The sequence below is a fragment of the Roseivirga sp. BDSF3-8 genome, assembly GCF_041449215.1.
GTDB lineage: Bacteria > Bacteroidota > Bacteroidia > Cytophagales > Cyclobacteriaceae > JBGNFV01.
Genome location: NZ_JBGNFV010000001.1, coordinates 1,638,148 through 1,659,785 on the forward strand (window position 1 = coordinate 1,638,148; position 21,638 = coordinate 1,659,785).

The 21,638-nt window shown below is 50.4% G+C and carries 22 protein-coding genes; 15 read left to right on the top strand and 7 right to left on the bottom strand.

Annotated features, from left to right (window positions below; genetic code table 11):
* Window positions 1-2 precede the first annotated feature (2 nt).
* From ruvX to AB9P05_RS06530, 4 genes are all read left to right on the top strand, one after another.
* Window positions 3-419 (top strand): Holliday junction resolvase RuvX, encoded by a 417-nt coding sequence (gene ruvX / locus AB9P05_RS06515; protein ID WP_371908005.1) that lies wholly within the window; start codon window positions 3-5, stop codon window positions 417-419.
* Entirely contained in the window at window positions 416-973 is a 558-nt protein-coding gene (gene def, locus AB9P05_RS06520; RefSeq protein ID WP_371908006.1) for a peptide deformylase, read from the top strand. Before ruvX ends, def begins: the two co-directional genes overlap by 4 nt.
* Before the next feature lie 83 nt (window positions 974-1,056).
* Window positions 1,057-2,208, top strand: coding sequence for a methionine aminotransferase (locus AB9P05_RS06525; protein WP_371908007.1), 1,152 nt, complete (start codon window positions 1,057-1,059; stop codon window positions 2,206-2,208).
* Window positions 2,196-2,990, top strand: a complete 795-nt coding sequence (locus AB9P05_RS06530) for an amidohydrolase (RefSeq protein WP_371908008.1) — start codon at window positions 2,196-2,198, stop codon at window positions 2,988-2,990. The genes AB9P05_RS06525 and AB9P05_RS06530 overlap by 13 nt, the downstream gene beginning before the upstream one ends.
* On the opposite strand, the gene AB9P05_RS06535 is transcribed toward AB9P05_RS06530, so the two are convergent.
* Window positions 2,979-3,371: a hypothetical protein gene (locus tag AB9P05_RS06535; protein ID WP_371908009.1), complete on the bottom strand. Its 393-nt coding sequence runs from the start codon at window positions 3,369-3,371 to the stop codon at window positions 2,979-2,981. The two genes, AB9P05_RS06530 and AB9P05_RS06535, sit on opposite strands and share 12 nt — an antisense overlap.
* The gene (locus AB9P05_RS06540) at window positions 3,364-5,559 is read right to left on the bottom strand and encodes a T9SS type A sorting domain-containing protein (protein ID WP_371908010.1); all 2,196 of its coding nucleotides are present in this window, start codon (window positions 5,557-5,559) and stop codon (window positions 3,364-3,366) included. The genes AB9P05_RS06535 and AB9P05_RS06540 overlap by 8 nt, the downstream gene beginning before the upstream one ends.
* A 129-nt stretch (window positions 5,560-5,688) precedes the next feature.
* Between AB9P05_RS06540 and murF the strand changes: the two genes are divergently transcribed.
* From murF to AB9P05_RS06555, 3 genes are all read left to right on the top strand, one after another.
* The gene (gene murF / locus AB9P05_RS06545; RefSeq protein WP_371908011.1) at window positions 5,689-6,984 is read left to right on the top strand and encodes a UDP-N-acetylmuramoyl-tripeptide--D-alanyl-D-alanine ligase; all 1,296 of its coding nucleotides are present in this window, start codon (window positions 5,689-5,691) and stop codon (window positions 6,982-6,984) included.
* Window positions 6,985-6,987: 3 nt separating this feature from the next.
* The gene (locus tag AB9P05_RS06550) at window positions 6,988-7,647 is read left to right on the top strand and encodes a DUF2461 domain-containing protein (RefSeq protein WP_371908012.1); all 660 of its coding nucleotides are present in this window, start codon (window positions 6,988-6,990) and stop codon (window positions 7,645-7,647) included.
* Between the two features lie 284 nt (window positions 7,648-7,931).
* Window positions 7,932-8,597, top strand: coding sequence for a hypothetical protein (locus AB9P05_RS06555; RefSeq protein ID WP_371908013.1), 666 nt, complete (start codon window positions 7,932-7,934; stop codon window positions 8,595-8,597).
* Window positions 8,598-8,670: 73 nt separating this feature from the next.
* Here AB9P05_RS06555 and AB9P05_RS06560 read toward each other — a convergent pair whose 3' ends face one another.
* From AB9P05_RS06560 to AB9P05_RS06575, 4 genes are read right to left on the bottom strand one after another with little or no spacing between them, the layout of a single operon-like run.
* Window positions 8,671-9,798 (bottom strand): ATP-binding protein, encoded by a 1,128-nt coding sequence (locus AB9P05_RS06560; RefSeq protein ID WP_371908014.1) that lies wholly within the window; start codon window positions 9,796-9,798, stop codon window positions 8,671-8,673.
* A complete protein-coding gene (locus AB9P05_RS06565) occupies window positions 9,779-10,222 on the bottom strand; it encodes a response regulator (protein WP_371908015.1) in 444 nt (147 codons plus the stop codon). The genes AB9P05_RS06560 and AB9P05_RS06565 overlap by 20 nt, the downstream gene beginning before the upstream one ends.
* A gap of 14 nt (window positions 10,223-10,236) precedes the next feature.
* A complete protein-coding gene (locus AB9P05_RS06570; protein WP_371908016.1) occupies window positions 10,237-12,600 on the bottom strand; it encodes an ATP-binding protein in 2,364 nt (787 codons plus the stop codon).
* 6 nt (window positions 12,601-12,606) lie between these two features.
* Entirely contained in the window at window positions 12,607-13,215 is a 609-nt protein-coding gene (locus AB9P05_RS06575; protein ID WP_371908017.1) for a biliverdin-producing heme oxygenase, read from the bottom strand.
* A 450-nt stretch (window positions 13,216-13,665) separates the two neighbouring features.
* Here AB9P05_RS06575 and AB9P05_RS06580 point away from each other — a divergent pair, with 450 nt between their 5' ends.
* Entirely contained in the window at window positions 13,666-14,196 is a 531-nt protein-coding gene (locus AB9P05_RS06580; protein WP_371908018.1) for a hypothetical protein, read from the top strand.
* 165 nt (window positions 14,197-14,361) lie between these two features.
* Here AB9P05_RS06580 and AB9P05_RS06585 read toward each other — a convergent pair whose 3' ends face one another.
* Complete coding sequence (locus AB9P05_RS06585; protein WP_371908019.1) at window positions 14,362-14,550, bottom strand: hypothetical protein; 189 nt, start codon at window positions 14,548-14,550, stop codon at window positions 14,362-14,364.
* 188 nt (window positions 14,551-14,738) lie between these two features.
* Here AB9P05_RS06585 and AB9P05_RS06590 point away from each other — a divergent pair, with 188 nt between their 5' ends.
* The 7 genes from AB9P05_RS06590 (at window position 14,739) to AB9P05_RS06620 (ending at window position 21,630) form a co-directional block, all read left to right on the top strand.
* A complete protein-coding gene (locus tag AB9P05_RS06590) occupies window positions 14,739-15,017 on the top strand; it encodes a hypothetical protein (protein ID WP_371908020.1) in 279 nt (92 codons plus the stop codon).
* Between the two features lie 629 nt (window positions 15,018-15,646).
* On the top strand, window positions 15,647-16,183 hold the full coding sequence (locus AB9P05_RS06595) for a hypothetical protein (protein ID WP_371908021.1): 537 nt from the start codon (window positions 15,647-15,649) through the stop codon (window positions 16,181-16,183).
* 193 nt (window positions 16,184-16,376) lie between these two features.
* Window positions 16,377-19,517: a T9SS type A sorting domain-containing protein gene (locus AB9P05_RS06600; protein ID WP_371908022.1), complete on the top strand. Its 3,141-nt coding sequence runs from the start codon at window positions 16,377-16,379 to the stop codon at window positions 19,515-19,517.
* Between the two features lie 107 nt (window positions 19,518-19,624).
* Window positions 19,625-20,152, top strand: a complete 528-nt coding sequence (locus AB9P05_RS06605; RefSeq protein ID WP_371908023.1) for a hypothetical protein — start codon at window positions 19,625-19,627, stop codon at window positions 20,150-20,152.
* A 291-nt stretch (window positions 20,153-20,443) separates the two neighbouring features.
* Window positions 20,444-20,770, top strand: coding sequence for a hypothetical protein (locus AB9P05_RS06610; RefSeq protein WP_371908024.1), 327 nt, complete (start codon window positions 20,444-20,446; stop codon window positions 20,768-20,770).
* Window positions 20,771-21,238: 468 nt separating this feature from the next.
* Window positions 21,239-21,430 carry a hypothetical protein gene (locus AB9P05_RS06615; RefSeq protein ID WP_371908025.1) on the top strand — a complete coding sequence of 64 codons (192 nt, stop codon included), beginning with the start codon at window positions 21,239-21,241 and terminating at the stop codon, window positions 21,428-21,430.
* A 14-nt stretch (window positions 21,431-21,444) separates the two neighbouring features.
* Window positions 21,445-21,630, top strand: a complete 186-nt coding sequence (locus AB9P05_RS06620; RefSeq protein WP_371908026.1) for a hypothetical protein — start codon at window positions 21,445-21,447, stop codon at window positions 21,628-21,630.
* The last annotated feature ends 8 nt before the right edge of the window (window positions 21,631-21,638 follow it).

A 21,638-nucleotide genomic window follows, 5' to 3' on the forward strand; every position in this document is an offset into this window, starting at 1 on the left:
TTATGGGCAGAATTCTCGCCATTGATTATGGCAGTAAACGTGTAGGACTGGCTGTTACTGATCCGCTCAAGATCATTGCCTCGCCCCTGGAGACGGTTCACTCAAAAGATATAATCGCGTACCTGTTACAGTATGACAGCAGGGAGGACGTGGAGGCGATCGTGGTAGGCATGCCCATAAATACTGACGGAAGCCCTACTAACGCCACTGCTATGGTGGAGAATTTTGTTAAACACCTGAAAAAGAAGTTTCCCGGAAAACCGATCCACCTGGAAGACGAAAGGTATACTTCTAAAATGGCGCTGGATGCAATGATAGCAGGAGGCATGAAGAAGAAGGACCGCCGGGAGAAGGGAAATATTGATAAAGTGAGCGCAACTATTATTTTGCAATCTTTTCTGGAAAGTAGAGGAATATGATCTATCCTATCGTACTGTACGGCGACCCTGTGCTGAGAAAAAAAGGGGAAAACCTGGAGAAGGACGAAATCGATGTAAAACAACTGGCTGAAGACATGTTTGAAACCATGTACCAGGCCAATGGTGTAGGGCTGGCAGCTCCCCAGATAGGCAAAAGCATTCGCATGTTTGTGGTGGACGGTGACCCTATGGAGGAGCCGGAGACTGAGCAGTTCAAGCGGGTATTTATTAATCCTGAGATACTGGAAGAGGAGGGCGATGAATGGGGCTTTGACGAAGGCTGCCTGAGTATTCCGGGCGTGCGGGAAGAGGTGTTTCGCACGGAGCGCATCCGCATCCGCTATTTTGATGAGAACTGGGAGGAGCATGAGGAGACGCTTGAGGGTGTGGCGGCACGAATCGTGCAGCATGAGTATGACCATATAGAGGGGGTGCTATTTACTGACCACCTAGCTCCATTGAAAAAGCGCCTGCTTAAAAGTAAGCTAACTAATATAAGCAAGGGTAAGGTAGACGCAGAATACCGCGTGAGAGTACCCCAGGCAAAACGATAATAAAAGAGGCGGGCAGGCAATTACAAAAGCCTGCCCGCTTTGTTTTCCCTTCATTTTTTTTTTACAAAACCCGACCAAGCTGCATGAACTCACCCGACCTGAAAAGTAAACTTCCCGATATAGGTACTAGCATTTTTTCTGTCATGTCTGCCATGGCGCAGAAGCATGAGGCGATCAACCTGAGCCAGGGCTTTCCCGACTTTGAGGTAAGCCCAGAACTGATAGACCGGGTGGCCCACTACATGAAAACGGGCCACAATCAGTACGCTCCCATGCCGGGAGTGCCTGCCTTACTGGATGCTATTTCGCAAAAGATCAGTGTGTATCTCAGTGTAGCCACTAATCCTTCAGAGGAAATAACGGTGACAGCGGGAGCCACGGAAGCATTGTATGCGGCCATCAGTGCCTTTGTGAGGCCGGGAGACGAGGTCATCGTGCTGGAACCGGCGTATGACAGCTACGGGCCTGCGATAAGGCTGCAGGGGGGCAGGCCGGTGTATGTATCTCTCAGGTCGGATACGTTCCGGCCGGACTGGGAGGCGATAGAACGGGCATGTACGGACAGGACGGCTATGATGGTGATCAACACGCCCCACAATCCTACGGGGAGCGTGTGGGAACCGGAAGACATCCTGCGGCTGGAAAAGCTGGCTGAGAGACATAACCTGATCATACTGAGCGACGAGGTATACGAGCACATTGTGTTTGATGGCAAAAAGCAGGTAAGCGTACTAAACTCTCCTTCTCTGCGCGCACGAAGCGTAGCGGTGTTCAGCTTCGGGAAAACGTTCCATGCCACTGGCTGGAAGGTGGGCTATGCGGTGGCCCCTCCTGCCCTGACGCGTGAGTTGCGGAAGATGCACCAGTACCTTACGTTTGCCGTGAACCGGCCAGTGCAGCATGCCCTTGCTGACTACCTGCAGGAGCCTGCAAACTACATGCATGTAAGCGACATGTACGAGGAGAAACGAAATTACTTTGCAGAGAAGATGAAGGCTACCAGCTTTAAGCCCATGCCCTGTCAGGGAACTTACTTTGCGGTATACAGCTACGAGGGGCTTTCTGACAAGCCTGAGCGAGAGATGGCCGAGTGGCTTACTAAGGAAATAGGGGTGGCGACTATTCCTCTCAGCCCGTTTTTTCATGACAACAAGAACAGCCATATGCTTCGCTTTTGCTTTGCCAAAACGGAGCAGACCCTGGCACAAGCAGCAGAAAGACTATGCAGGATCTGAAAATAAGCCTTATTCAAACGCCTCTGCACTGGCATAATACGGAGGCCAACCTGAACACGCTGGAGGAAAAAATCTGGCAGATAGAGGACAAGGCGGACCTCATCATCTTACCGGAGATGTTCAACAGCGGCTTTACCATGAAGGCGGAAGAAGTGGCAGAGGTAATGAACCTCACCAGCTTTCGCTGGATGAAGCAGATGGCTGCTCAGTCCGGGGCGGTGGTGACAGGCTCTGTAGTGATCCGGGATGGGGAAGGTTTTTTTAACCGCCTGATATGGATGCGGCCTGACGGAAGCTTCGAAACGTATGATAAGCGCCACCTGTTCCGTATGGCGGATGAGCACCACACGTATACGGCAGGGAAGAAGCGGCTGGTGTGTGAGCTGAAGGGCTGGAAGATATGCCCTATGATCTGCTATGACCTGCGCTTTCCGGTATGGAGCCGTAACTTATCTGATCGGGAGGGGAAAATGGCATTTGACCTGCTGCTATATGTAGCTAACTGGCCTGCGCCCCGGGTGGGGGCATGGGACATTCTGCTAAAAGCCCGTGCGGTGGAAAACCTGTGCTACACGGCGGGTGTGAACCGTATTGGTGAAGACGGCAACGGGGTGCCCTACTCTGGCCATTCCGGTGTGTATGACCCTAAGGGGGAAACGGTGATCTTTATGGAGGACAGGGAGGATGTGGCTACGGTAACCCTAAGTGGCAGCGAGCTGCAACGGTACCGGGACAAGTTCCCTGCTTACCTGGATGCTGACGATTTTACTTTATCTATCTGAGGGACTAAGCCACTTTTTTAGCAAGGTGGCTGGCTCCACTCCTTCAGGCGGCACGTTCGCACCCAGCGGGCCGCTCATGCGCTCAAGCATCGGGTGATGTCCTCTTATGTACATCATTTTATCTTTCTTCACAGCTAGCAGCCCGGAAAGAACAGGCCTTACAACCCCCAATGCCTCCTGTTCGCTTCCGGCAGCTTCCACCCACACGAAGAGAGAGGATGCCTGCTGTACCAGGCGGGTGGCGTACCCGGCCATTGGCTCGCCGGAGTGGTTGTCAAACTCAAAGATATCTGCTTTTTCTTCACAGCCGGCAAAGGGGTGTCCGTAGCAGACCTTAGCTGGCGGTGCTACCTGCACATACAGTACGAGTGGCTTACTCATATTTCAGAAACTTCTCTATGGCGACTTCTTCATTGGTTCTGGCGCGCACAAAGTACAGGCCATCGGGCAGGAGGTTTACCGGCAGCAGGTTTATATCATTGGCCGACACCTGATAGTCGCCCAGTACTTCACGCCCGGCGGCATCCATAATGTCTATGATGCAGGTCTGGCTGGCTCTGATACGAATGAAACCGGCACGGGCAGGATTGGGAAAGGCCTGTACGGTCAGTGGACCGGACGATCCCGGCTCGCTGCTTTCAAGACGGTTTTGGAGGCGGGTGAACCCTCCGCGTGCGGTTGCTACCATCAGGCCTGGCAGGTCCGCTGAATTGTCTCCTGCAAGCCAGCTACGGTTATCTGTACGGACGAGGCGTACTTCTCCCGCTTCGGCTGGCTCTGCTACAGGTAATGCTGAGATGGAGGAGGGAGTATAATTGCGGTAATCACTATAGTACGTGAGGTGCCCACTGAAGTCGGCGACGATCATGTCCCGCGCCCCATCGCCGTTAAAATCGGCAAAGGCCATGTGGGGCCTTGAGCGGGTGGCGTCGTCATCTATGTTCAGGAAGGGATCAGCCTGAAGCTGAAAAGCGCCTCCGGTATTACGGTAATAAGCAACACTGCCAAACTGCCTGCCTACGATAAGGTCATCCAGGCCATCACTGTCCACATCTTCAAGTGCAAAGGTGGTATTAAAGCCCGCCTCTGCGCTAAGCTCTCTTGCCAGGGCGAGGTCAAATGAGAAGTTGCTCTCAGTGGCAGGTACGTAGTATAATTTGGTAACAAAGCCGGTGGTGTCACTGGCCATAAATACCAGGTCGGCCAGCCCATCGTCATTCACCCTCCCACTGGCAATTTTAAGGTTTCGAACGCCCAGCGAGGAAAAGCCCAGGTAGTCATCATCAATGAGCCGGTAAGTAGTCCCCCCTGCTTCAGTATTATTTTGGAAAAGGGAAACGGTGGAGACAAAGGCTCCGTCGTGCATAGTACCGTAGCTTGCTGCCAAAAGGTCCTGGTCACCATCGCCATCTACGTCTGCGAGCATAATGGTGGCTTGTTCGCCGAGGTCGACCATCTCTCCCTGCAAAAACTCTTTGGTTTGGAGGCTGAGTTCCTCTCCTTGTATACTGTACAGCCAGTTGCTCTGGCGATAGGCTGCATTTACTTCTATCCGGCGTGGAAGGCCGGAGGACACGATTAATTCTTTTACTCCATCACCGTCCAGATCTTCCACGTAGCCTGAGGGGTAAAAGCCGGGCCTGGCCGGTGTGTCCCGTGGGAATGTGGTGGTAAAGCTATCGAAGCGGGCGGTGGCTGTGGTACCCACATTTTCCAGGTAGTAAAATACCTGGCAGGTTTCGTCGCCAAGCATGAGGTCTTTGTCGCCGTCACCGTCAAAATCTGCGGTAGTCAGCGATTTGCCCCCGGCGTGCTGCAGCCTGGCTCCCTGTCTCCCATCGGAGGGAGCACATGCCTGCTCAAATGCCAGCACACCACAGGTACATTCACGAACGCCTCCCCACTCACGGGTTTCACGCCGGAAACGTAGGCTACCGCAATTTCCGCTTGTTTCTACACTCAGGTTACGGTTATAGTTGATGGTAGTGCCTGTGCTAAAATCAAACACGAGGATGTCGGGGTCACCATCCCCATCAATATCATCTATAGCCGGCAGGTCTGCGCTGGTGGCAGGTATGACAAAGTCACCGCTCTGAGTTTCTGTCCTCAGGGTTTCCTGCTTCTCCCAGGTGATGCTACCACTAGCCTGTGGTATATTGAGGTAAACATCAATACCAAAGCCGGCACTTGTGACAAGGTCTTTACGGCCATCACAATTCATATCTCTGAGGAGGACCCAGTAGCGCAGGTCTGCAGGGAAGAGGTGCTCATACTGCGGAGCGTACTGCCACTGGTCTCCGCTACGCAGAAAAGTGAGCAGTCTGTCTGCGGTGCGGTCAAAGAGGACCAGGTCCTGAATGCCATCTGCATTAAGATCGATGGTGCTGTACTGGGGGGCATTGAGTCCACCGGATAGCCCGTGCCGGAGAGCCCGTCCTTCCGTATTGAGAAAGCGGGGAGTGGTGTCGTACCCAAACAGGGGTTGCTGGCCGTGAGCTGTATAAAATGACAGGCTAAGCAGCATACTGAAAAGAAGGACACAACTACGCATAGGCAAAAAAACTTTCATGTAAATGACACCTGAAAAGGGGTGTTCCCATAGGGGGGAATGAAATTTTCGGGTGGAGTAGGTGTATGTAAATTCATATTCCTTTAACGGGTCTTTACCTGAATGGGTATCTAAACTTATATTGCCATCATGATGGAAACGCTCTATACCCATTTTTTGAATAGCACAGGTGTCAGTACGGACACCCGCCAGATCCGGGAAGGCAACTTATTCTTTGCTCTGAAGGGTCCTAACTTTAACGCCAATGTCTTTGCCGGGGATGCCCTGGACAAGGGGGCTGCCCTGGCGGTAATTGATGACGAAGCTTATGCCAAAGATAGCAGATATCTGGTAGTGGACGATGTACTGGGAACTTTACAGGGGCTGGCCCGCCACCACCGCCGCCAACTTGAGGTACCGGTGATAGGCCTGACGGGTAGTAATGGTAAGACGACCACAAAGGAACTGATAAGGGAGGTGCTGAAGGCGAAATATGTTGTGTATGCTACGGAGGGCAACCTGAATAATCATATAGGGGTGCCTTTGACGCTGCTGAGGGTGCCGAAGGGAACGGAAATAGTGGTGGTGGAAATGGGGGCGAATAAGGTGGGTGACATCCGTGAGCTATGTGAAATAGCTGAGCCTACACATGGTCTGATAACGAATATTGGGCGGGCTCACCTGGAGGGCTTTGGTGGCATAGAGGGGGTACTGCGGGGCAAAACTGAGCTTTTTGATTTTTTACTGAAAAATAAGGGGCAGGTATTCATTAATACGCAGGATGAAAAGCTGAAGCATATGGTCAAGCGCTTTCAGGATAAGCAGGCCCTAACCTACCCGGGAGAGGAAGACTATTACCACTGTAGCCTGAGCGGCGAAGCTCCTTATATAAAGATACGTACTGAAGGGGGACTTGAGGTTGAAACGAACCTTATCGGCTCTTATAATTTTGGTAATGTGGCGGTGGCTCTTTGCCTGGGTAAATATTTTGAGGTACCTGAAAAGGATGCGGCGGAAAACCTGGGAGCCTACATCCCTTCTATGAATCGCTCACAGATAGTGACGAGGGGTAAGAGCCGGATCATTATGGATGCCTATAATGCTAACCCCGACTCTATGAGGGCGGCCCTGACGAATCTGTCGGCCATGCCGGGCGACAGGAAGGGGGCTATCCTGGCGGACATGTTTGAGCTGGGGCCGGAAAGTGAGGATAGACACCGTGAAATAGGGGAAATGTTGAAACTCCTGGGAATAGAAGAGGTTATGCTATGCGGTGAGGCTATGGCGGCTGCGGCTGAGGAGGTGCCGGGTGCGCACTATTTCAAGACGCGTGAAGGGCTGGCGGATTTTCTGAAGACGCACACCTTTGATAATGTGACTTTACTGGTCAAAGGCAGCCGCGGCATGAAGCTTGAATCCATTACTGAACACATAAATGCCCGATAACCGATGAATACTGCGCTGATACTGGACTTTTTGTCTGAACTGGAAAAAAATAATTCAAAGGAATGGATGGACGCTAACCGGGAGTGGTATGAAGAGGCCCGGGAGGAGTTTAAAAAACTGGTGGGGTATCTGCTGGAGGAAATGGCCTCTTTTGATGAGGGGCTGCGGACGGTAACGCCGAAGGAAAGTATATTCCGGATAAACAGGGACATACGCTTTAGTAAGGACAAACGACCTTACAAAAATAACTTCGGGGCTTTTATGGCTGAGGGTGGCCGTAAAACGCCGGGAGCGGGGTATTATCTACACATGCAGGCGGGCAATGAAAGCTTTGCGGGGGGTGGTATATATATGCCTCCGTCTCCTCTGCTGGCTAAGATCCGGCAAGAGGTGGACTACAATGCGGGTGAGCTGAAGAGGATTGTGGAGGAGCCGGAGTTTCGCAGTACGTTTGGCGCTATCAAAGGTGAGAAATTAAAGACGGCGCCTAAGGGGTACCCTAAGGATCACCCTAATATTGACTTGCTAAGGCTAAAGAGCTTTGTGGTGACGAAGGGGCTATCTGATGAGGAGCTGCGCTCACAAAATATTCACGAATACCTGGTGGGTATTTTTCGTACGCAGCGTGCGTTTAATGACTACCTGAATGTAGCGATAAGTTGACGAAGCTTATCCATTCGTCTACGAAAAGGTAGTATTCACAGACAAAAGTAAACAATTCACAGACTATCTTTCAATAAATCCTCATATCTCCACGTTTAGTGGAATTATATTAACAGTTTTAATCAACTTCTATTTTCTATTAGAACCTAAACAGCCATTTTAAGTGGAACATTAGATTTCTTTTGATAAAGAAACATTAAAACCTTACACCTTCAAATCCCTTTCATATCTTATTACCGGGTTTTTCGCATATGCTGTAGGTTTGTATAAAACAAACAGCTAGTATGGGAAAATCATTTTACACTCTTCTTATTCTATTGGTTTTCAGTGTCTTTACAGCGAAGCCTGTGCGTGGAGAAGGCATCAGGGGGCCATTGCAGGTATATGCGGAAAGCCTGGCCCTGTCGGGTACTTCACTAGAAAATGGTACAGAGATTAACTGGTCATCCACTCAGGAGTATTATGTGGTTAAATTTGTCATACAAAGGGCGGATCATTCCTTAAATTTCAGAGACTACTTTGAAGTAACGGCAAGCAATGAGGATGCACAAAACCATTATCAGCACCTTGACCCTTACCCCCGGACGATCAACTATTACCGCATAAAGGTGGTGAATGTGGACGGGGAAGAGGCTTTTTCCAAAACTATCCATGTTAGTCGCGGAGAGGAAATTGCCCGACCTGATGAACTATCGGAGGGGGTGGTAATATACCCAAATCCTGCACCCGTATATGGTAAGGTGAACCTAAGGCTTGATAAGCCAGGTAACATTAACAGGATATCACTAAGTAAATATGACGGTGACGATGCTCCTTCGGTCTTAATAGGTGAATCCGGCTACCGTAATCAAGTGGAGTTTATCTTACCGGAAAGTACTACGCCTGGCATTTATCTGCTTCACTGCCAGATAGATGGCAACAGGATTTGCAAAAAACTGGTAATAGACTAAAATAAGCGATAATTCCTGTTTCTCAATAGATGTTGATTACCCGGTGGGATGTGTATCCCCCGGGTATTTTGTATCAGGCCTGTCCTTTAAGAGACAATTCGTTTTCCTGCAGATCTTCGAATGTGATTTTAAAGGTGGTGCCTTTTCCTTCCTCACTGGTAACGAGAATACTACCGCCCTGAACCTCTATCATGGCTTTTATAATATAGAGACCTATACCGGTGCCCTCTATTTCCAGGCTGGTATGGAAGCGGCTAAAGGGCTCGAACAGCTTTTTGCCAACTTTATTCATATCCATTCCAATGCCATTATCAGAGAAGATAAGCATACTTTTATCCTTTTCTTTATATAGCTCGAGGCCTATATGAAGGGGTTTTTGGTGATCCCGGTATTTGATGCTGTTACTGAGCAGATTTTGAAGTATGCTTCTGAGAATGAAAGGTGTAAAAAATAGCCTTGGCTGCTTAAAGGATTCGTTAAATGTGACGTCAATATCGTAGAGATGCTCTGTATAGTACTTTTTGAGATTGTGCCAGAGGTCTCTTACTTCTACCCATTCCCGGAGGTCATTGGTCCGTTCATTAACCTGCAGTACTTCATTAAATCCTTCGATGGTGGAATTCATCTGGGCGAGGGACTTCTGCATTATGCCCAGCAGCTTTTCTACTTCAGTATGGGCTATTTGATGCTCGCTGATAAGCTTCATGCAGATGCGCAGGTTACTAAGGGGGGAGCGAATATCGTGGGTGAGGGCATAGGTAAGGTCCTCTACCCTGCGCTTACTCTGAGTCAGCTCTTCGTTAGTTTTAAGCAGCTCCTTCTTAAGCCTGCTGCGCTCAGCGGCAAAGGTCACTGTTTTATACAATAACTCTTCGGAGAGCATGTTTTTCACCAGGAAGTCCTCAGCCCCCTGGTTTATCGCCTGCAGGGCCAGCTCCATGTCGTGCATACCGGTAAGTATGACTATAGGCAAAAAGGGATTATGTAACTGAATGGCTTCAAGGCCTTCCAGCCCCTGACTATCCGGCAGGGAGAGGTCCAATAAAAGACAACCGGGTGTAGTGGTCTGCAGGGCGTGGAGCACATCGGATATTCTCACAAATGCTTTTGTGCTACAATAACCCGCAAGCATTTCTTCAATGATCACCGTATCGGCAGGGCTGTCTTCTACCAGCCACACATCAGGTAGGTGTTTGATCACTGTTTTTCTCTTTTGGAAGTTTAACAATTGAGAACCAGAAATTTTCAATCGCCTCAATAACTTTCTCAAACTGATCAAAGTCACTGGGCTTGGTAATAAAGCAGTTGGCGTGCCCCTGGTAGCTTTTTATGATATCGTCCCGATTAGAGGAGGTGGACATAATTACTACAGGGATGACCATAAGGCTGGGGTGTGATTTAATTTCTTTCAGTACATCGAGTCCATCTACTCTGGGAAGGTTAAGGTCCAGCAGAATCATGTCTGGTAATTCACCGGGTGATTTTACCCTTAAAGCTTCCAGCGCTTCTTCCCCATTAAGATGGGTTTCCAGGTTTATATCGAGGCGGCTATCTAACAGTACCTCTTCCAGCATAGCTATATCTGCTATGCTATCTTCAACCAAAAAAATATTAATCTCCTGCATAGGGGTTAGTTCGATTAAAGGTCTTTGGCAATGGTAAAATAAAAAGTTGTACCCTCGTTCAGGTCAGACTTAACCCAAATCTTCCCACCGTGTTTTTCTACGATTCGCTTGCATATGGACAGCCCAACGCCGGTGCCGGGGTACTCCTGCACGGTGTGTAAGCGACGGAAAATGACAAAGACCTTATCGAAATACTTTTCCTCTATGCCTATACCATTATCTTTTACAAACAGTTCCCAATGGGTATCATTTTCAGTACCCCCAATTTTTACCACCGGGTTAGCGTCTTGCCTGCGGTATTTCATGGCGTTACTAATCAGATTTTGAAATAATTGGTTTAACAATGTGTGATCACCCTTCATCGTAAAAGGCACATCACATTTTATGCGGGCACCTTCTCTGCTAATAGCATGTGAAAGGGACATTTTGAGCCTGTCTACCATCTTACATACACTAAGGGGCTCGGGTTCCAGCTTGCGGCTTCCGCTTCTGCTGAATTCCAGGATGTCTTCTATCAGTTGTTGCTGCCTGGCGGTACCATCCACGATAAAATCTATGTAGCGCCTGCCCCGCTCATCCAATTGGTCTGCATAGCGCTTGGCAAGCAGACGGGAGAAGCTGGAAGTAGCTCTCAGGGGTTCCTGCAGGTCATGACTGGTGATATAGGCAAACTGCTCCAGCTCTTTATTTGAGCGTTTCAGTTCGTCCATATAATGCTCCAGCTTATGCTGAGTTTCTTTTCGCTGTTTTACTTCCTGCTGAAGCTGAAGGTTTAGGTTTTCCAGCTCATCTTTCTGCTCCCTGATCTTTTCGGCTTTGAAAAGGAAATAATCTTTGAGGGCATTACGGAGCTCCTTGGCGAAATAGATATTTTTATCTCCCCATGGGATGGATTTCATCCGTACTTCTTCCTGCCATTTTTCAAATGACTTACGGGGATGGAGCCTTACCTTGCCATCTTCTTCTCTTATCTCAATTTTATCGGGCTGTCCACCCCAGTTTACCAGTTGCACTACTTCGGGCCTGAGCCAGATGACGTAGGTATCGGTGCTTTTGGTGATAGTAAAGGCCATGAGGCCGCTGGCAATATTTTTATATTTCTGTGCTTCCGGCAGCAGAGCGCTCAGGTGATTGGTGTAGAAGAGAAAATTTTCGTCTGTAACCCTGGCTTTGACCAGGTTAATGATCTCAATAACGGCCTGGTTATCGGGGACTGGCCCGTGGCACAGGACCTCGCCTTCAGAGACGAGTATGAAGGCGAGGGCATCGGTGAGCTGAAGTAGCTCGCTTTTTACCCGGTGCATACCTGCCATAAAATCCTGCTGCCGGGATACACTCTCCAGAATAGCACTGTGGATGCTCCTAAGGCGACTTTCTACTACCTGGGTATCGCTCTTTTCTTTAAGACTGAGCTGCAGTGAAAGAATCTGACCAATATACTCTGCGGCTATACGTACATGATAGGGTACGTAATGCTCAGAAAGGTGGTGGCAGGCAATAAGCCCCCATAGCTTACCATCTTTAATAAGCGAGATGGTAAGGGTGGCTTTTACCCCCATGTTATGCAGGTATTCGATGTGTATGGGGGACACGCTGCGCAGCATAGTATTGCTCAGATCCAGGGGCTGGCCCTGGGTCAGTGGGGTGGTTTGCGGAATAATTTTCGCAGGCTGATAGGTGGTATCGGGTATGTACCGCAGCCAGTTTCTGAGATAAAGAGCCCTGGCCTGGGAGGGGATGTCGGAGGCAGGGTAATGTAACCCGAGGTATCCGGGTGCATAGCTGTTACGCGCTTCGGCAATGACGTCGCCATTCCACTCATCATCAAACTGGTAGATCATGACACGGTCGAAACCTGTAAGGGCTTTAACCTCGCGTGCGGCAATGCCGGTAAGATCTTCCATGGTTTCGGCTCCCTGGAATTTCAGCAGGCTCTTGCGTGAGAGCTCATAAAAATGAGGAAATGAAATATTATTTTCATTGCGCCCTTTTTCGATCTCTAATACAACACCCCCGTTGCTACGGTGAATAATGCCGCTAAAGTCTAGGGGCTCACCGCCTACGTCTATGGTAAAACTGAGGGGGTTAATATTATTCAGGAAAGGATTAGCCAGGGGTAGTTTTTCTCTTTCTATTTCGGCTATAATTTCATCCAGCCTATCCTGCCCGATAAGGTCGGCTAAAGAGGTATCGAGTAGCGCTTCGGGGGAACGACCCAGTATTTCGTGTACGGTATCGGAGGTTTGTAATATCTGAAAGGTATCGGGGTCCATTACCAGCAACAGGCCGTAGCGTTGGGTAGCTCCTGGTATATGAATGGGCTCTTTATCGCACGTTTGAAGGTCTCCGCCTCTTACGTTTGTATTCAGCTCTTCCATGATCTGCTATGCGTTTTGATGATCTAAAAAATGGGTGGCCTGCCTGTAGCATTGGGCAAAGAGGGCAAATGATGTGCGAGCGGCCTGGATGGTGGCTTGCTGCCTGTCCGGGGCATCAATCTGATTGAGGGTTTCTTTAAAGGCATTCCAGGATCTTCCATCAAACCGGTCATAGCTTTGCAAAAATCGATCGGCGACGCCTTGGGTCATAAAGGGTTTTTCCAGCAGGTGCTTTGAGATCATCCTTGCGCCCATGGCAGAGCCTGCCAGGACGTATACATGGCCAAGGGCGGAGGCTTCGGCGGTGTGCTGGCTCCCCTGGTGGCTTAGCTCCCGGAGGGGCGGGTCTGGCAGGGGGCCTTTTATACTTAGGTCATGGAGGTCTTCCCGGAGCATGTCTGCCCGGGAAGGATGAAGCAGGTGGTGTACGGTGGAGGGTAGCTCTACCTCTGCTACGCGCATTTCGTGCGCTTTAAAAAAAAGGTAATTGGAAAGAAGGTACCGCTTATAATCTTCGGCAGAGAACGCTTCGCTGAAAAGAGAAGGCTGGAAGACCTTTTCTGTAGCATCATGTTCGGCCGCAATACTGTCCTTCAGTGTATCGTGAAAAGTCATACGAATGTCAGGGAAAAAAATTAGGATCGAAACCAGTCGGGCCAAAATAGTAAAATCCGCTTATATCCCATACCCTTAGCCTTGTTCAATGAGAGAATGAGTCAATTTTGAATGAGAAAATGGTGAGCCTCACATCCGTAGAGACACGATTTATCGCGGCTTGCGGCGAACAACAGGAAGCAATGAATAAGAACGAGTTTTTCTTGTTCGGCTTCAGGTATGGCTGAGTTAAGCTACAGACTCCTGTAAACCCATAGCAAACCATAAGTGAGAAAATAAAGCGCCCCCTTTTTAAAAGGCACGTTTAGCAGATTCTTACCGCATAGTAAAAGGCAATGATTTGCAATGAGAGAGGCGACTACCATAAGGAGGTAATATGACGGGAAAAATTGCCCTCATAATTCCAAAAAAATAGGCGTATGATTGTAGATGAACTTAACGTAACATGTAATGGCCAAAATAAACAGGAAAAGTATCTTCTATGGAATGAGCGGCAAGCTTGGCGATGTGGTTTTTAAAAACCGTAACGGTGAAACCTATGTAAGCCAGGCAGCGGAAAAGAGCCTTAAACCACCCAGTGAAGCACAGCTAAATATGCGTGAGCGGTTTGGAAAAGCCACAGCATACGCCAAACAGCTTAAAGAAGATGCTGAAATGAAAGCATACTATACCCACTATCAGAAAAAAGCTGCCTCAGCCTTCAATGCAGCGATGCGGGACTATCAGCGCGCACCGAAAATAGGGCAGATAACTGTAGAAGCAACTGATAATGGAAAGCGCAGGTTAGTCATCTTCGCAAAAGATGATACCGCTATATCATCCTTCAGATGCCTCCATCAGGATACCAACCTGATAGTGAAGGCAAACAAAGCGTACGACATGTTTACGATCGAGCTACCCGAAGGAGTAAACCACATAAAGGTGGTGGTGATGGACCGCCCCGGAAATGTCGTTGTCAAGGAAATAGAGGTAGGAGAATGATTAAATAATTAATAGAGTCATTAAACAATGAAATAATCCAGGTCTGTACCCGTTCCGGTGGGCTATAAGATGATTACTGTACCCCTAGAGACGCGATTTATCGCCACGTGCTCCCTCCGGCAGATTATCCTATGGCTCAAGGACTACCACCCATCCCTATCCTATTCACGCCCTACCGGCCCACCATTGTAAAGCACCCACTTTTTTTGTACTTTTACCATACTGAAAGAATTCACCAAACCCTTCTCCCCAAAAGAATACGCCCCATTCCCCCTTCTTATCCTTCGCTTCTGGTTCGCTATTTCTACGCTTCTGCTTCGCTTCTCCTTCGCTATGAGTCTTACGTGAGTTCATCGTAGGTTCGTCCCTCCCTCGTACCAAGGCTAGCGAAGAACCCAAATTGAATTTTTCTAATAGTAAAGCTGGTGATAGAGTTTATATAAATAAGCCCCTGCACAATCATAGAAGCGAAAAATGGCGTAGGCTGGGGAGTATAAATAATATTGACAGAAACGATATCAAAAGCCTTTACTACCCCTTTAATGATAAAGGAAGCTCATAAACACTACGCAGAGGGGGGAACAGTAGCTAAGCCCGGGGGCTACACGCACCACCTATGGGCGAGCAAGGTAAATAGAGGGCTGATCGCCATGGACCCAAACACCATGACCATAGAGCCAGATACGTTATTAAAGGCAGTGCAAGCGCTGGGTTTTGAATATACCCGGTATAAAAGCCAGGACTGGCCGCACAGGCGAGCTACTCATCATCATCAGAACAGACCACGCAAGTGGCACCAAGCCCCCCTTCGTATACCATAGCCGTCAAAACTAAGGCCTGTTTATTTCTTGGTCCGACTCTCGGTGGTCCGACTCTCGGTGGCCCGACTCTCGATGGTCCGGCATTCGCTGGGCCCGCATTCCGGTGGTCCGACTCTCGGTGGCCGGCATTCCGGTGGCCCGCATCCGGGTGGTCCGACTCTCGGTGGTCCATGCGAAATGGGGCACAATAGTAAGCACTCCCAAGGGTTTATTTTTGATGCCTACGAATGAAACCGGATTAGCTCGACTCCAAAGGACAAGTGGCTTCCTAGCCCCTTCCATTTATCTATCACCCCCCAACTAAAAACTCATAACTCAACACACCCCACTCAATTACTCTATTAATCAATAATTCTGTTACTCTATTATTCTACCTTTCCAATCTCCATCAATCTGCTACTCTCCACTAAAAACTCACAACTCATCACTCAATAATTCAATTACTCTATTATTCTGTTACTCTATCATTCACTCATTCCCTCATTAACTTCTCAGCCATCCGCCACCCCATCCATCTACCACCCCCAACTCAATTACTCTATTATTCTGTTACTCTATCATTCACTCATTAACCACTCCCCAACTCTATTGAAAAAAAATGAGTAAATTTACCTCAGAACCAATAAGCTATGATAAAGAAGACCAGCCTGTACCTCCTTATCTGCCTGGCAGGCAGTATGCTAAGCAGTTGTTTCCTGTTCGGAGGCAATGACGATGACCCCAAGCCCGTACCTATCCCCCCCATAGAGCAACTGCCCCCCCTCACCACCGAAGGCAAAGGCACCTTTGGCTGCCTCGTGAATGGAGAGCCTTTTGTGAGTTATTATCCGGATGCTTTGGCGGATTATACTGTGATTGATTACATGATATTAAGTGCAGATTCACGCTCTCCAGAAAGTACGATCGGTATTCCTCTAAGAGACTATAATAGAGAAGAAGGGTATCGCGAATTACCTGATTCGTCTGCTTTTTATTCAATTTGGGATTCCAACTATCCCGATTGTGATTATCCTTTCTACGATTTTATAGAAGGGTGGGTTAATATATCAGACTTCAACGCTGCAGGAGAGTTTGTATCCGGTACCTTTGAGTTCACCTCTGTAAATGAACGGTGCGATACCCTACGTGTAACCGATGGGCGCTTTGACCTGCGCTTAGTCTGGTAATCATTACTCGAGCCAGCAGCTATGTCAGTATAATTAAGTTCAGTAACCTGCGACCGCATATTATTATGCCGATTTATCATTAATGAGGCAAATCCTTTATATCGCCTTGCGGATTTTAACATGAAAGCCGCTAGGCGATATAGGTCCCCTATCCTGAAACTACATACATTCTAATATTAACTAAATCATTAAAATGAGAAATTTATCACGTAGCCTGCTGGCTATGGTGGCCGGGCTGTGCTTTAGCCTCACCGCCCTGGCCCAGGCAGAAGATGACGTGCACGACCGCATGCGCCACATCTTTGCGCAGGTAGACCCGGCCTATGTGCCCAGCAACCTGCTCTATGACTATGGTTATAACCTCGCCGATGTCACCCCTTACCAGGGCCAGGCGGGCACTACCGCCGCCACCGACTACCTCGGCTGGCAGGCCCTCTACGCCTCCCTGTACAGCATGCAGTTCAGCACCTACACCATGCAGGAGCCCGCCGTCGTGCACCAGCGCATCATGCAGAGTGCCATAGCCGTCACTGAAACCCTGGGCGATAACGGTGTGAGCAGCCCGGTCACCATGCCCGTGATGGACTATGCCTACCAGCGCTTCCGCACCGATGCCCTGCCGGGAGGCTATGTGGAAATCATCAATGAGCAGGTGGTCCATAAGCAAGGCAATCCGTTTACCACCGCGCACGCCGTGGCCATGGTGCCCCGCCGCAACCAACTCCGCGGCCCCTCCCAGACCTTTGTGTTTGTGGACAGCCTCTACTTTACTAACACCGGCACGCCCCTGCCCGCCCTCAGCGTAGACCTGGGCGACGGCAGCGGCTACCGGACGGTAAGCTGGAACAGCCCCGTGCATGCCTGGTATGGGGCCGACGGCCGCAAGGACATACGGCTGCGCATGAGCCATGCTGACGGCACCCTGCGCGAGGCCTATACCCAGGTGCAGATAAGCGGGGTACCCGCCCTGGCCAAGAGTGCCCCCGCCACCCGCTACGCCGGCAACCCCCGGGATGTGGAGGTCTTCAGCTTCCTGGAGCCCGAGGCCGTCGTCACGCGCGTGTACGCCAATAATGACGGCGTGCTGCGCAAGCCCTTCATTGTCGTAGAGGGCTTCGACCCCTGGCACCTGATCGCACCGGACGACCCCACCCAGAATTATGACGTAGATGATTTTATCGAAAATCAGAATAATGGAGGATTGGCCAGGATTATTAATATTGACTATGAAGGGCAGTTACTCTCCGACTTTCTCGAAGAGAACGGCTACGACATTGTGTTTGTGGACTGGGTGGACGGCAGCGACATCTACAGCCCCAATATGAACATATTGCTGCAGGTGATACAGGCCGTCAACGACGACAAAGCCGCGGCAGGCAGCACCGAGCCCAACGTCATGCTGGGCCTGAGCATGGGCGGCATACAGGGCGCTAATGCCATGCTCCTCGCCGAAGAGCAGGACTATGACCACCAGATAAGCCTCTTCATCAATAACGATGTGCCCTATCAGGGAGCAAACATACCCGTCGCCTTTCAGCTTGGCCTCAAGCACGTCGCCGGCCTCAAGCTCAAGGTAGGGCCGGTGTTTGGCCTGCTGGGCAAAAAGCTGCTGGTACGCGAAATGCTTCCCGCCATACAAACGGGCATGGACGTGCTGAACTCCTACGGCGCCAACTCCCTGCTCCGCTACCAGGCCCGTAACGAAGGCAACACCGTGGCCCTCGATGCTGATCCCATTGACCTGAGGGGACTTGAGTTTACCCGGCAGTATCCCTTTGTAGATCCCGCCCGCACGCGCATGGTCGCCCTGGCTAACGGGCACGAGTGCGGCGACCGCCAGGCCTTTGCCGCCGGTACCTCCCTTTTTCAGCTCAGCGGCACCTACAGCCTGCCCTATCTGTGGAACCTGCTCGGTACGGCCCTGACACCCCTCACTAACCGCCCGGGGCTGTTTGTACTGGGGCCAGTGACCACCCAAAACGACCTGAAGTGGGACATCAAACTCAATGCCCTGCCCGATGACGGCCCCGCGCGCATCTACCGCAATAAGGTATGGATGGAGAAAAAGATCCTGTGGACCATACCTGTGAGCCAGGCGCTAACGGATGTGAATATAAACAGCCAGGCCGGCATGCTGCCCCTGGACAATGCCCCCGGAGGCACCATGGGCATGAGCGCCGTGGATGAGGAAGTACCCGAAGAGGTATTGGAGCTGCTGCCCGTCACCGAGTTCAGCTTTGTGCCTACCGTAAGCGCGCTGGACGTACAGGAGCCGGACGGCAGCCTGCCCCCGCAGGAGGCGCTCTACCTGCGCTACAGCGGCACGGCGGCCATGCCCACCGGCCTGCAAACCCCCATGGTCAACTACATCACCGAGAACGTCACCAACCAGCCTCACCTGCTGCTGTCCCAGACTAAAGGCAGGTGGCTGGCGGACGAACTGGAGGGGCTGAATCTGGGCCAGCCCTGCGCGGGCCGCTGCGGCTGGCGGCCGGAGGTAAGCCTGCCCGGCACCGTGTGCAGCGGTGATGAGGTCACCCTGTCCGTCAATAATCCCTTCGGCTTTCCTCTCACCTGGATCGCCGATGAGCGCCTGGAGCTCATTGCCGAAAGCGGCAATACCCTCACTGTACGTACACCCGAAGGCATGACAGGAGTGGTCTATGACATAAATGTAAGGTTAAATGCCGGCGACTGCGGCACCTACCGTACCCCTACGGCTTACCTGAGCGTAGGCGACCTGGACCAGCAGGCCCTGAGTGGCGAGCTGCAGGGCAGCAGGACCCTCTCGCTGGGCTCCGAGACCACCTTTTACGTCTCTACCGTGAGTAATGTGGAGAGTTACGAGTGGCTGGTGCCCGAAGGCTGGCAGGTACAAAACCTGGGCTGGAAGGCCAACATCACCCCCACCACCACCGGCACCGCCCGGGTCATGGTCAAGCTGCGCAACGGCTGCAACTTCGCTACCGACTACATCGATGTATGCGTCAGCGGCAATGGCTATAGCTGCGGAGGTAGTTCCGGGCCCTGCGGTACGGTCACAGACCCCTGCGAAGGGCCGGGCAACCCCACCGAGCGCAGCGTGCTGCCGGAGTTTTACCCCAACCCGGCGGGGAATGTGATTACGGTACGCTTTCCGCCGGAGGCGCAGCAGCAGCCCGGCCGTAACCTCTACCGCGTGCGGATACGCGATAACCGCATGCAGACGGTACTAAAGCAGCAGAACCACGAGCGCACAAGCACCCTGGACGTGAGCGACCTGCCCGCAGGCCTGTACACCATCGAGCTATGGTGGAAGGGCGGCTCCGTGACCGAGCAACTTATTATTGAATAAGCATACTAGCAGTAGAATAGGGTAGTCTAAAGGGCTTCCCTATTCTTTACGTGTCATACCTATCGGAAAAATACCCGTATATTTACCACGATTAATTCAGCATAGCCATGTACCGATTGACCAGCATATTCTTCATTGTTGCCTTACTTATACTTCCCGGCTGCTTCCTGTTCGGGGGCAATGACGATAACCCCGCGCCCGCGCCCATCCCCCCCATAGAGCAACTGCCCCCGATCACCACCGAAGGCAAAGGCACCTTTGGCTGCCTGGTCAATGGAGAGGCTTTTGTGAGTTATTACCCCAATGCCTTAGCTGATTACAGCGCCTGGGAAAGTTTGATTATTAAATCTGATTTCAGAAGCCTAGATGCTAGTATTAGTATCCGCATTGAACCATACAATAGGGAAGAAATTAGATTTATATCACCAGATGGAGCTATGCAGTTTGGTATGGGTAATGCTGAGGAAGCATGTGACTATCGTGAGGTAGACAATATCGAGGGCTGGGTAGAAGTAAGCGATTTCAACCCATTCGATGAGTACGTGTCGGGCACCTTTGAGTACACGGCTGTGAACGAGATGTGCGATACCGTACGCGTAACGGATGGCCGGTTTGACTTGCCCTTAGTATGGTGACGAGGTAATTGAGTAATAGAACTGTTGAGTAACAGGGTTATTGATTAATTGAATGGGCCTCGCTCAAATACTCTCTGCTTACCCGCCATCAACCCTATAGCATACCAGCATCTGCTTCATTGTCGTCTTGCTTATACTCCCCGGCTGTTTCCTGTTCGGAGGCGATGACGATAACCCCAGGCCCGCGCCTATCCCCCCATAGAGCAACTGCCCCCGCTTACCACCGAAGGCAAAGGCACCTTTGGCTGCCTGGTGAATGGGGAAGCTTTTGTGAGTTATTACCCGGATGCTTTGGCAGGTTATAGTGTATGGGAGAGCATGATTATCAGTGCTAATTTTAGAGATGCCGAGGCTCATTTGAGTATTGGTATACTACCCTATAATGCTGAAGAAAAAGCCTTTCATCTGCCTTCTTCTGATATGATATTTAGAATTGGTAGCGGCGAAAATGTCTGCGACTACCGCGCCTGGGACAATATCGAGGGCTGGGTGGAGATTGTGGAGTACAATCCTTTTGAAAAATATGTGTCGGGCACCTTTGAATACACCGCCGTGAACGAGACTTGTGATACTGTACGGGTAACCGATGACCGGTTTGACCTCAGAGTCATTCGTTAATCTCGGAATAGCTACGGTGATTGAATTGATGAAGTAATTGAGTAACAGAGTAAATAAGTAAGGTGCTGGCCGGAGGGTTAGTGCCTTTTTTAATGAGTGAATGTTGAATGGGGGAATGATTCAATGCTGTTTACCCGTAGAGGCGTCCCCTTGGGGATGCCTATGGTACGATTAATCGCGACTTGTAGCGTATAGCAGAAAAGCGACAACTGGTGAATAGAATAATAGCATAAGACCGCACCCAGATGATATACTAAAAATGAATGCCTTGTGTAGCTTATTAGCACCCTGTGCTAAATAGGCGGGATATTTTCCACCCGCGTAGCTTGAAGCATAGGCAAAATATGTATAGATTGGGAGCTAATATGCGGCTGCGGTATCTGAATAATGCCCTGCATGCCGTGCGCGATACGGGCTATTTTCTTTATATTTAGAAAGGAAAAAATACTGTATAGCTAAGATAATGCCATGAAAACGAAGACAATCAGCACACTACACAGCTACCGGCTCAGGCCGGAAACTATGCCCGCCCTTACCGGAGGTACCGGTGAAGGGGGTACTACCGGCAGTAACGGAGGTGGTTCAGGTGAACCGGATTTACCGCCCGTTATATGGCCGGATGACACTAGTTCAGCCCGATTATATTCACCACCAGCTTAATTTACCTACACTCCATGCGAACAATCAGCACACTACACAGCTACCGGCTAAGGCCGGAAACTATACCTGCCCTTACTGGCGGAACCGGTGAAGGGGGTACTACCGGAGGAGATGGTGGAGGAATGGGGACTGAACCAACCCCGCCACCAGTATGGCCGGATGATACGTCTGCCTACGCTAGGCGCTTACCTATATCTTAAATACGATC

Excerpts from the sequence above, each read along its gene's own strand:
- ruvX (WP_371908005.1), top strand. The coding sequence starts at position 3 with ATGGGCAGAATTCTCGCCATTGATTATGGCAGTAAACGTGTAGGACTG.
- def (WP_371908006.1), top strand. The coding sequence starts at position 416 with ATGATCTATCCTATCGTACTGTACGGCGACCCTGTGCTGAGAAAAAAA.
- AB9P05_RS06525 (WP_371908007.1), top strand. The coding sequence starts at position 1,057 with ATGAACTCACCCGACCTGAAAAGTAAACTTCCCGATATAGGTACTAGC.
- AB9P05_RS06530 (WP_371908008.1), top strand. The coding sequence starts at position 2,196 with ATGCAGGATCTGAAAATAAGCCTTATTCAAACGCCTCTGCACTGGCAT.
- AB9P05_RS06535 (WP_371908009.1), bottom strand. The coding sequence starts at position 3,371 with ATGAGTAAGCCACTCGTACTGTATGTGCAGGTAGCACCGCCAGCTAAG.
- AB9P05_RS06540 (WP_371908010.1), bottom strand. The coding sequence starts at position 5,559 with ATGAAAGTTTTTTTGCCTATGCGTAGTTGTGTCCTTCTTTTCAGTATG.
- murF (WP_371908011.1), top strand. The coding sequence starts at position 5,689 with ATGATGGAAACGCTCTATACCCATTTTTTGAATAGCACAGGTGTCAGT.
- AB9P05_RS06550 (WP_371908012.1), top strand. The coding sequence starts at position 6,988 with ATGAATACTGCGCTGATACTGGACTTTTTGTCTGAACTGGAAAAAAAT.
- AB9P05_RS06555 (WP_371908013.1), top strand. The coding sequence starts at position 7,932 with ATGGGAAAATCATTTTACACTCTTCTTATTCTATTGGTTTTCAGTGTC.
- AB9P05_RS06565 (WP_371908015.1), bottom strand. The coding sequence starts at position 10,222 with ATGCAGGAGATTAATATTTTTTTGGTTGAAGATAGCATAGCAGATATA.
- AB9P05_RS06570 (WP_371908016.1), bottom strand. The coding sequence starts at position 12,600 with ATGGAAGAGCTGAATACAAACGTAAGAGGCGGAGACCTTCAAACGTGC.
- AB9P05_RS06575 (WP_371908017.1), bottom strand. The coding sequence starts at position 13,215 with ATGACTTTTCACGATACACTGAAGGACAGTATTGCGGCCGAACATGAT.
- AB9P05_RS06580 (WP_371908018.1), top strand. The coding sequence starts at position 13,666 with ATGGCCAAAATAAACAGGAAAAGTATCTTCTATGGAATGAGCGGCAAG.
- AB9P05_RS06585 (WP_371908019.1), bottom strand. The coding sequence starts at position 14,550 with ATGAACTCACGTAAGACTCATAGCGAAGGAGAAGCGAAGCAGAAGCGT.
- AB9P05_RS06590 (WP_371908020.1), top strand. The coding sequence starts at position 14,739 with ATGATAAAGGAAGCTCATAAACACTACGCAGAGGGGGGAACAGTAGCT.
- AB9P05_RS06595 (WP_371908021.1), top strand. The coding sequence starts at position 15,647 with ATGATAAAGAAGACCAGCCTGTACCTCCTTATCTGCCTGGCAGGCAGT.
- AB9P05_RS06600 (WP_371908022.1), top strand. The coding sequence starts at position 16,377 with ATGAGAAATTTATCACGTAGCCTGCTGGCTATGGTGGCCGGGCTGTGC.
- AB9P05_RS06605 (WP_371908023.1), top strand. The coding sequence starts at position 19,625 with ATGTACCGATTGACCAGCATATTCTTCATTGTTGCCTTACTTATACTT.
- AB9P05_RS06615 (WP_371908025.1), top strand. The coding sequence starts at position 21,239 with ATGAAAACGAAGACAATCAGCACACTACACAGCTACCGGCTCAGGCCG.
- AB9P05_RS06620 (WP_371908026.1), top strand. The coding sequence starts at position 21,445 with ATGCGAACAATCAGCACACTACACAGCTACCGGCTAAGGCCGGAAACT.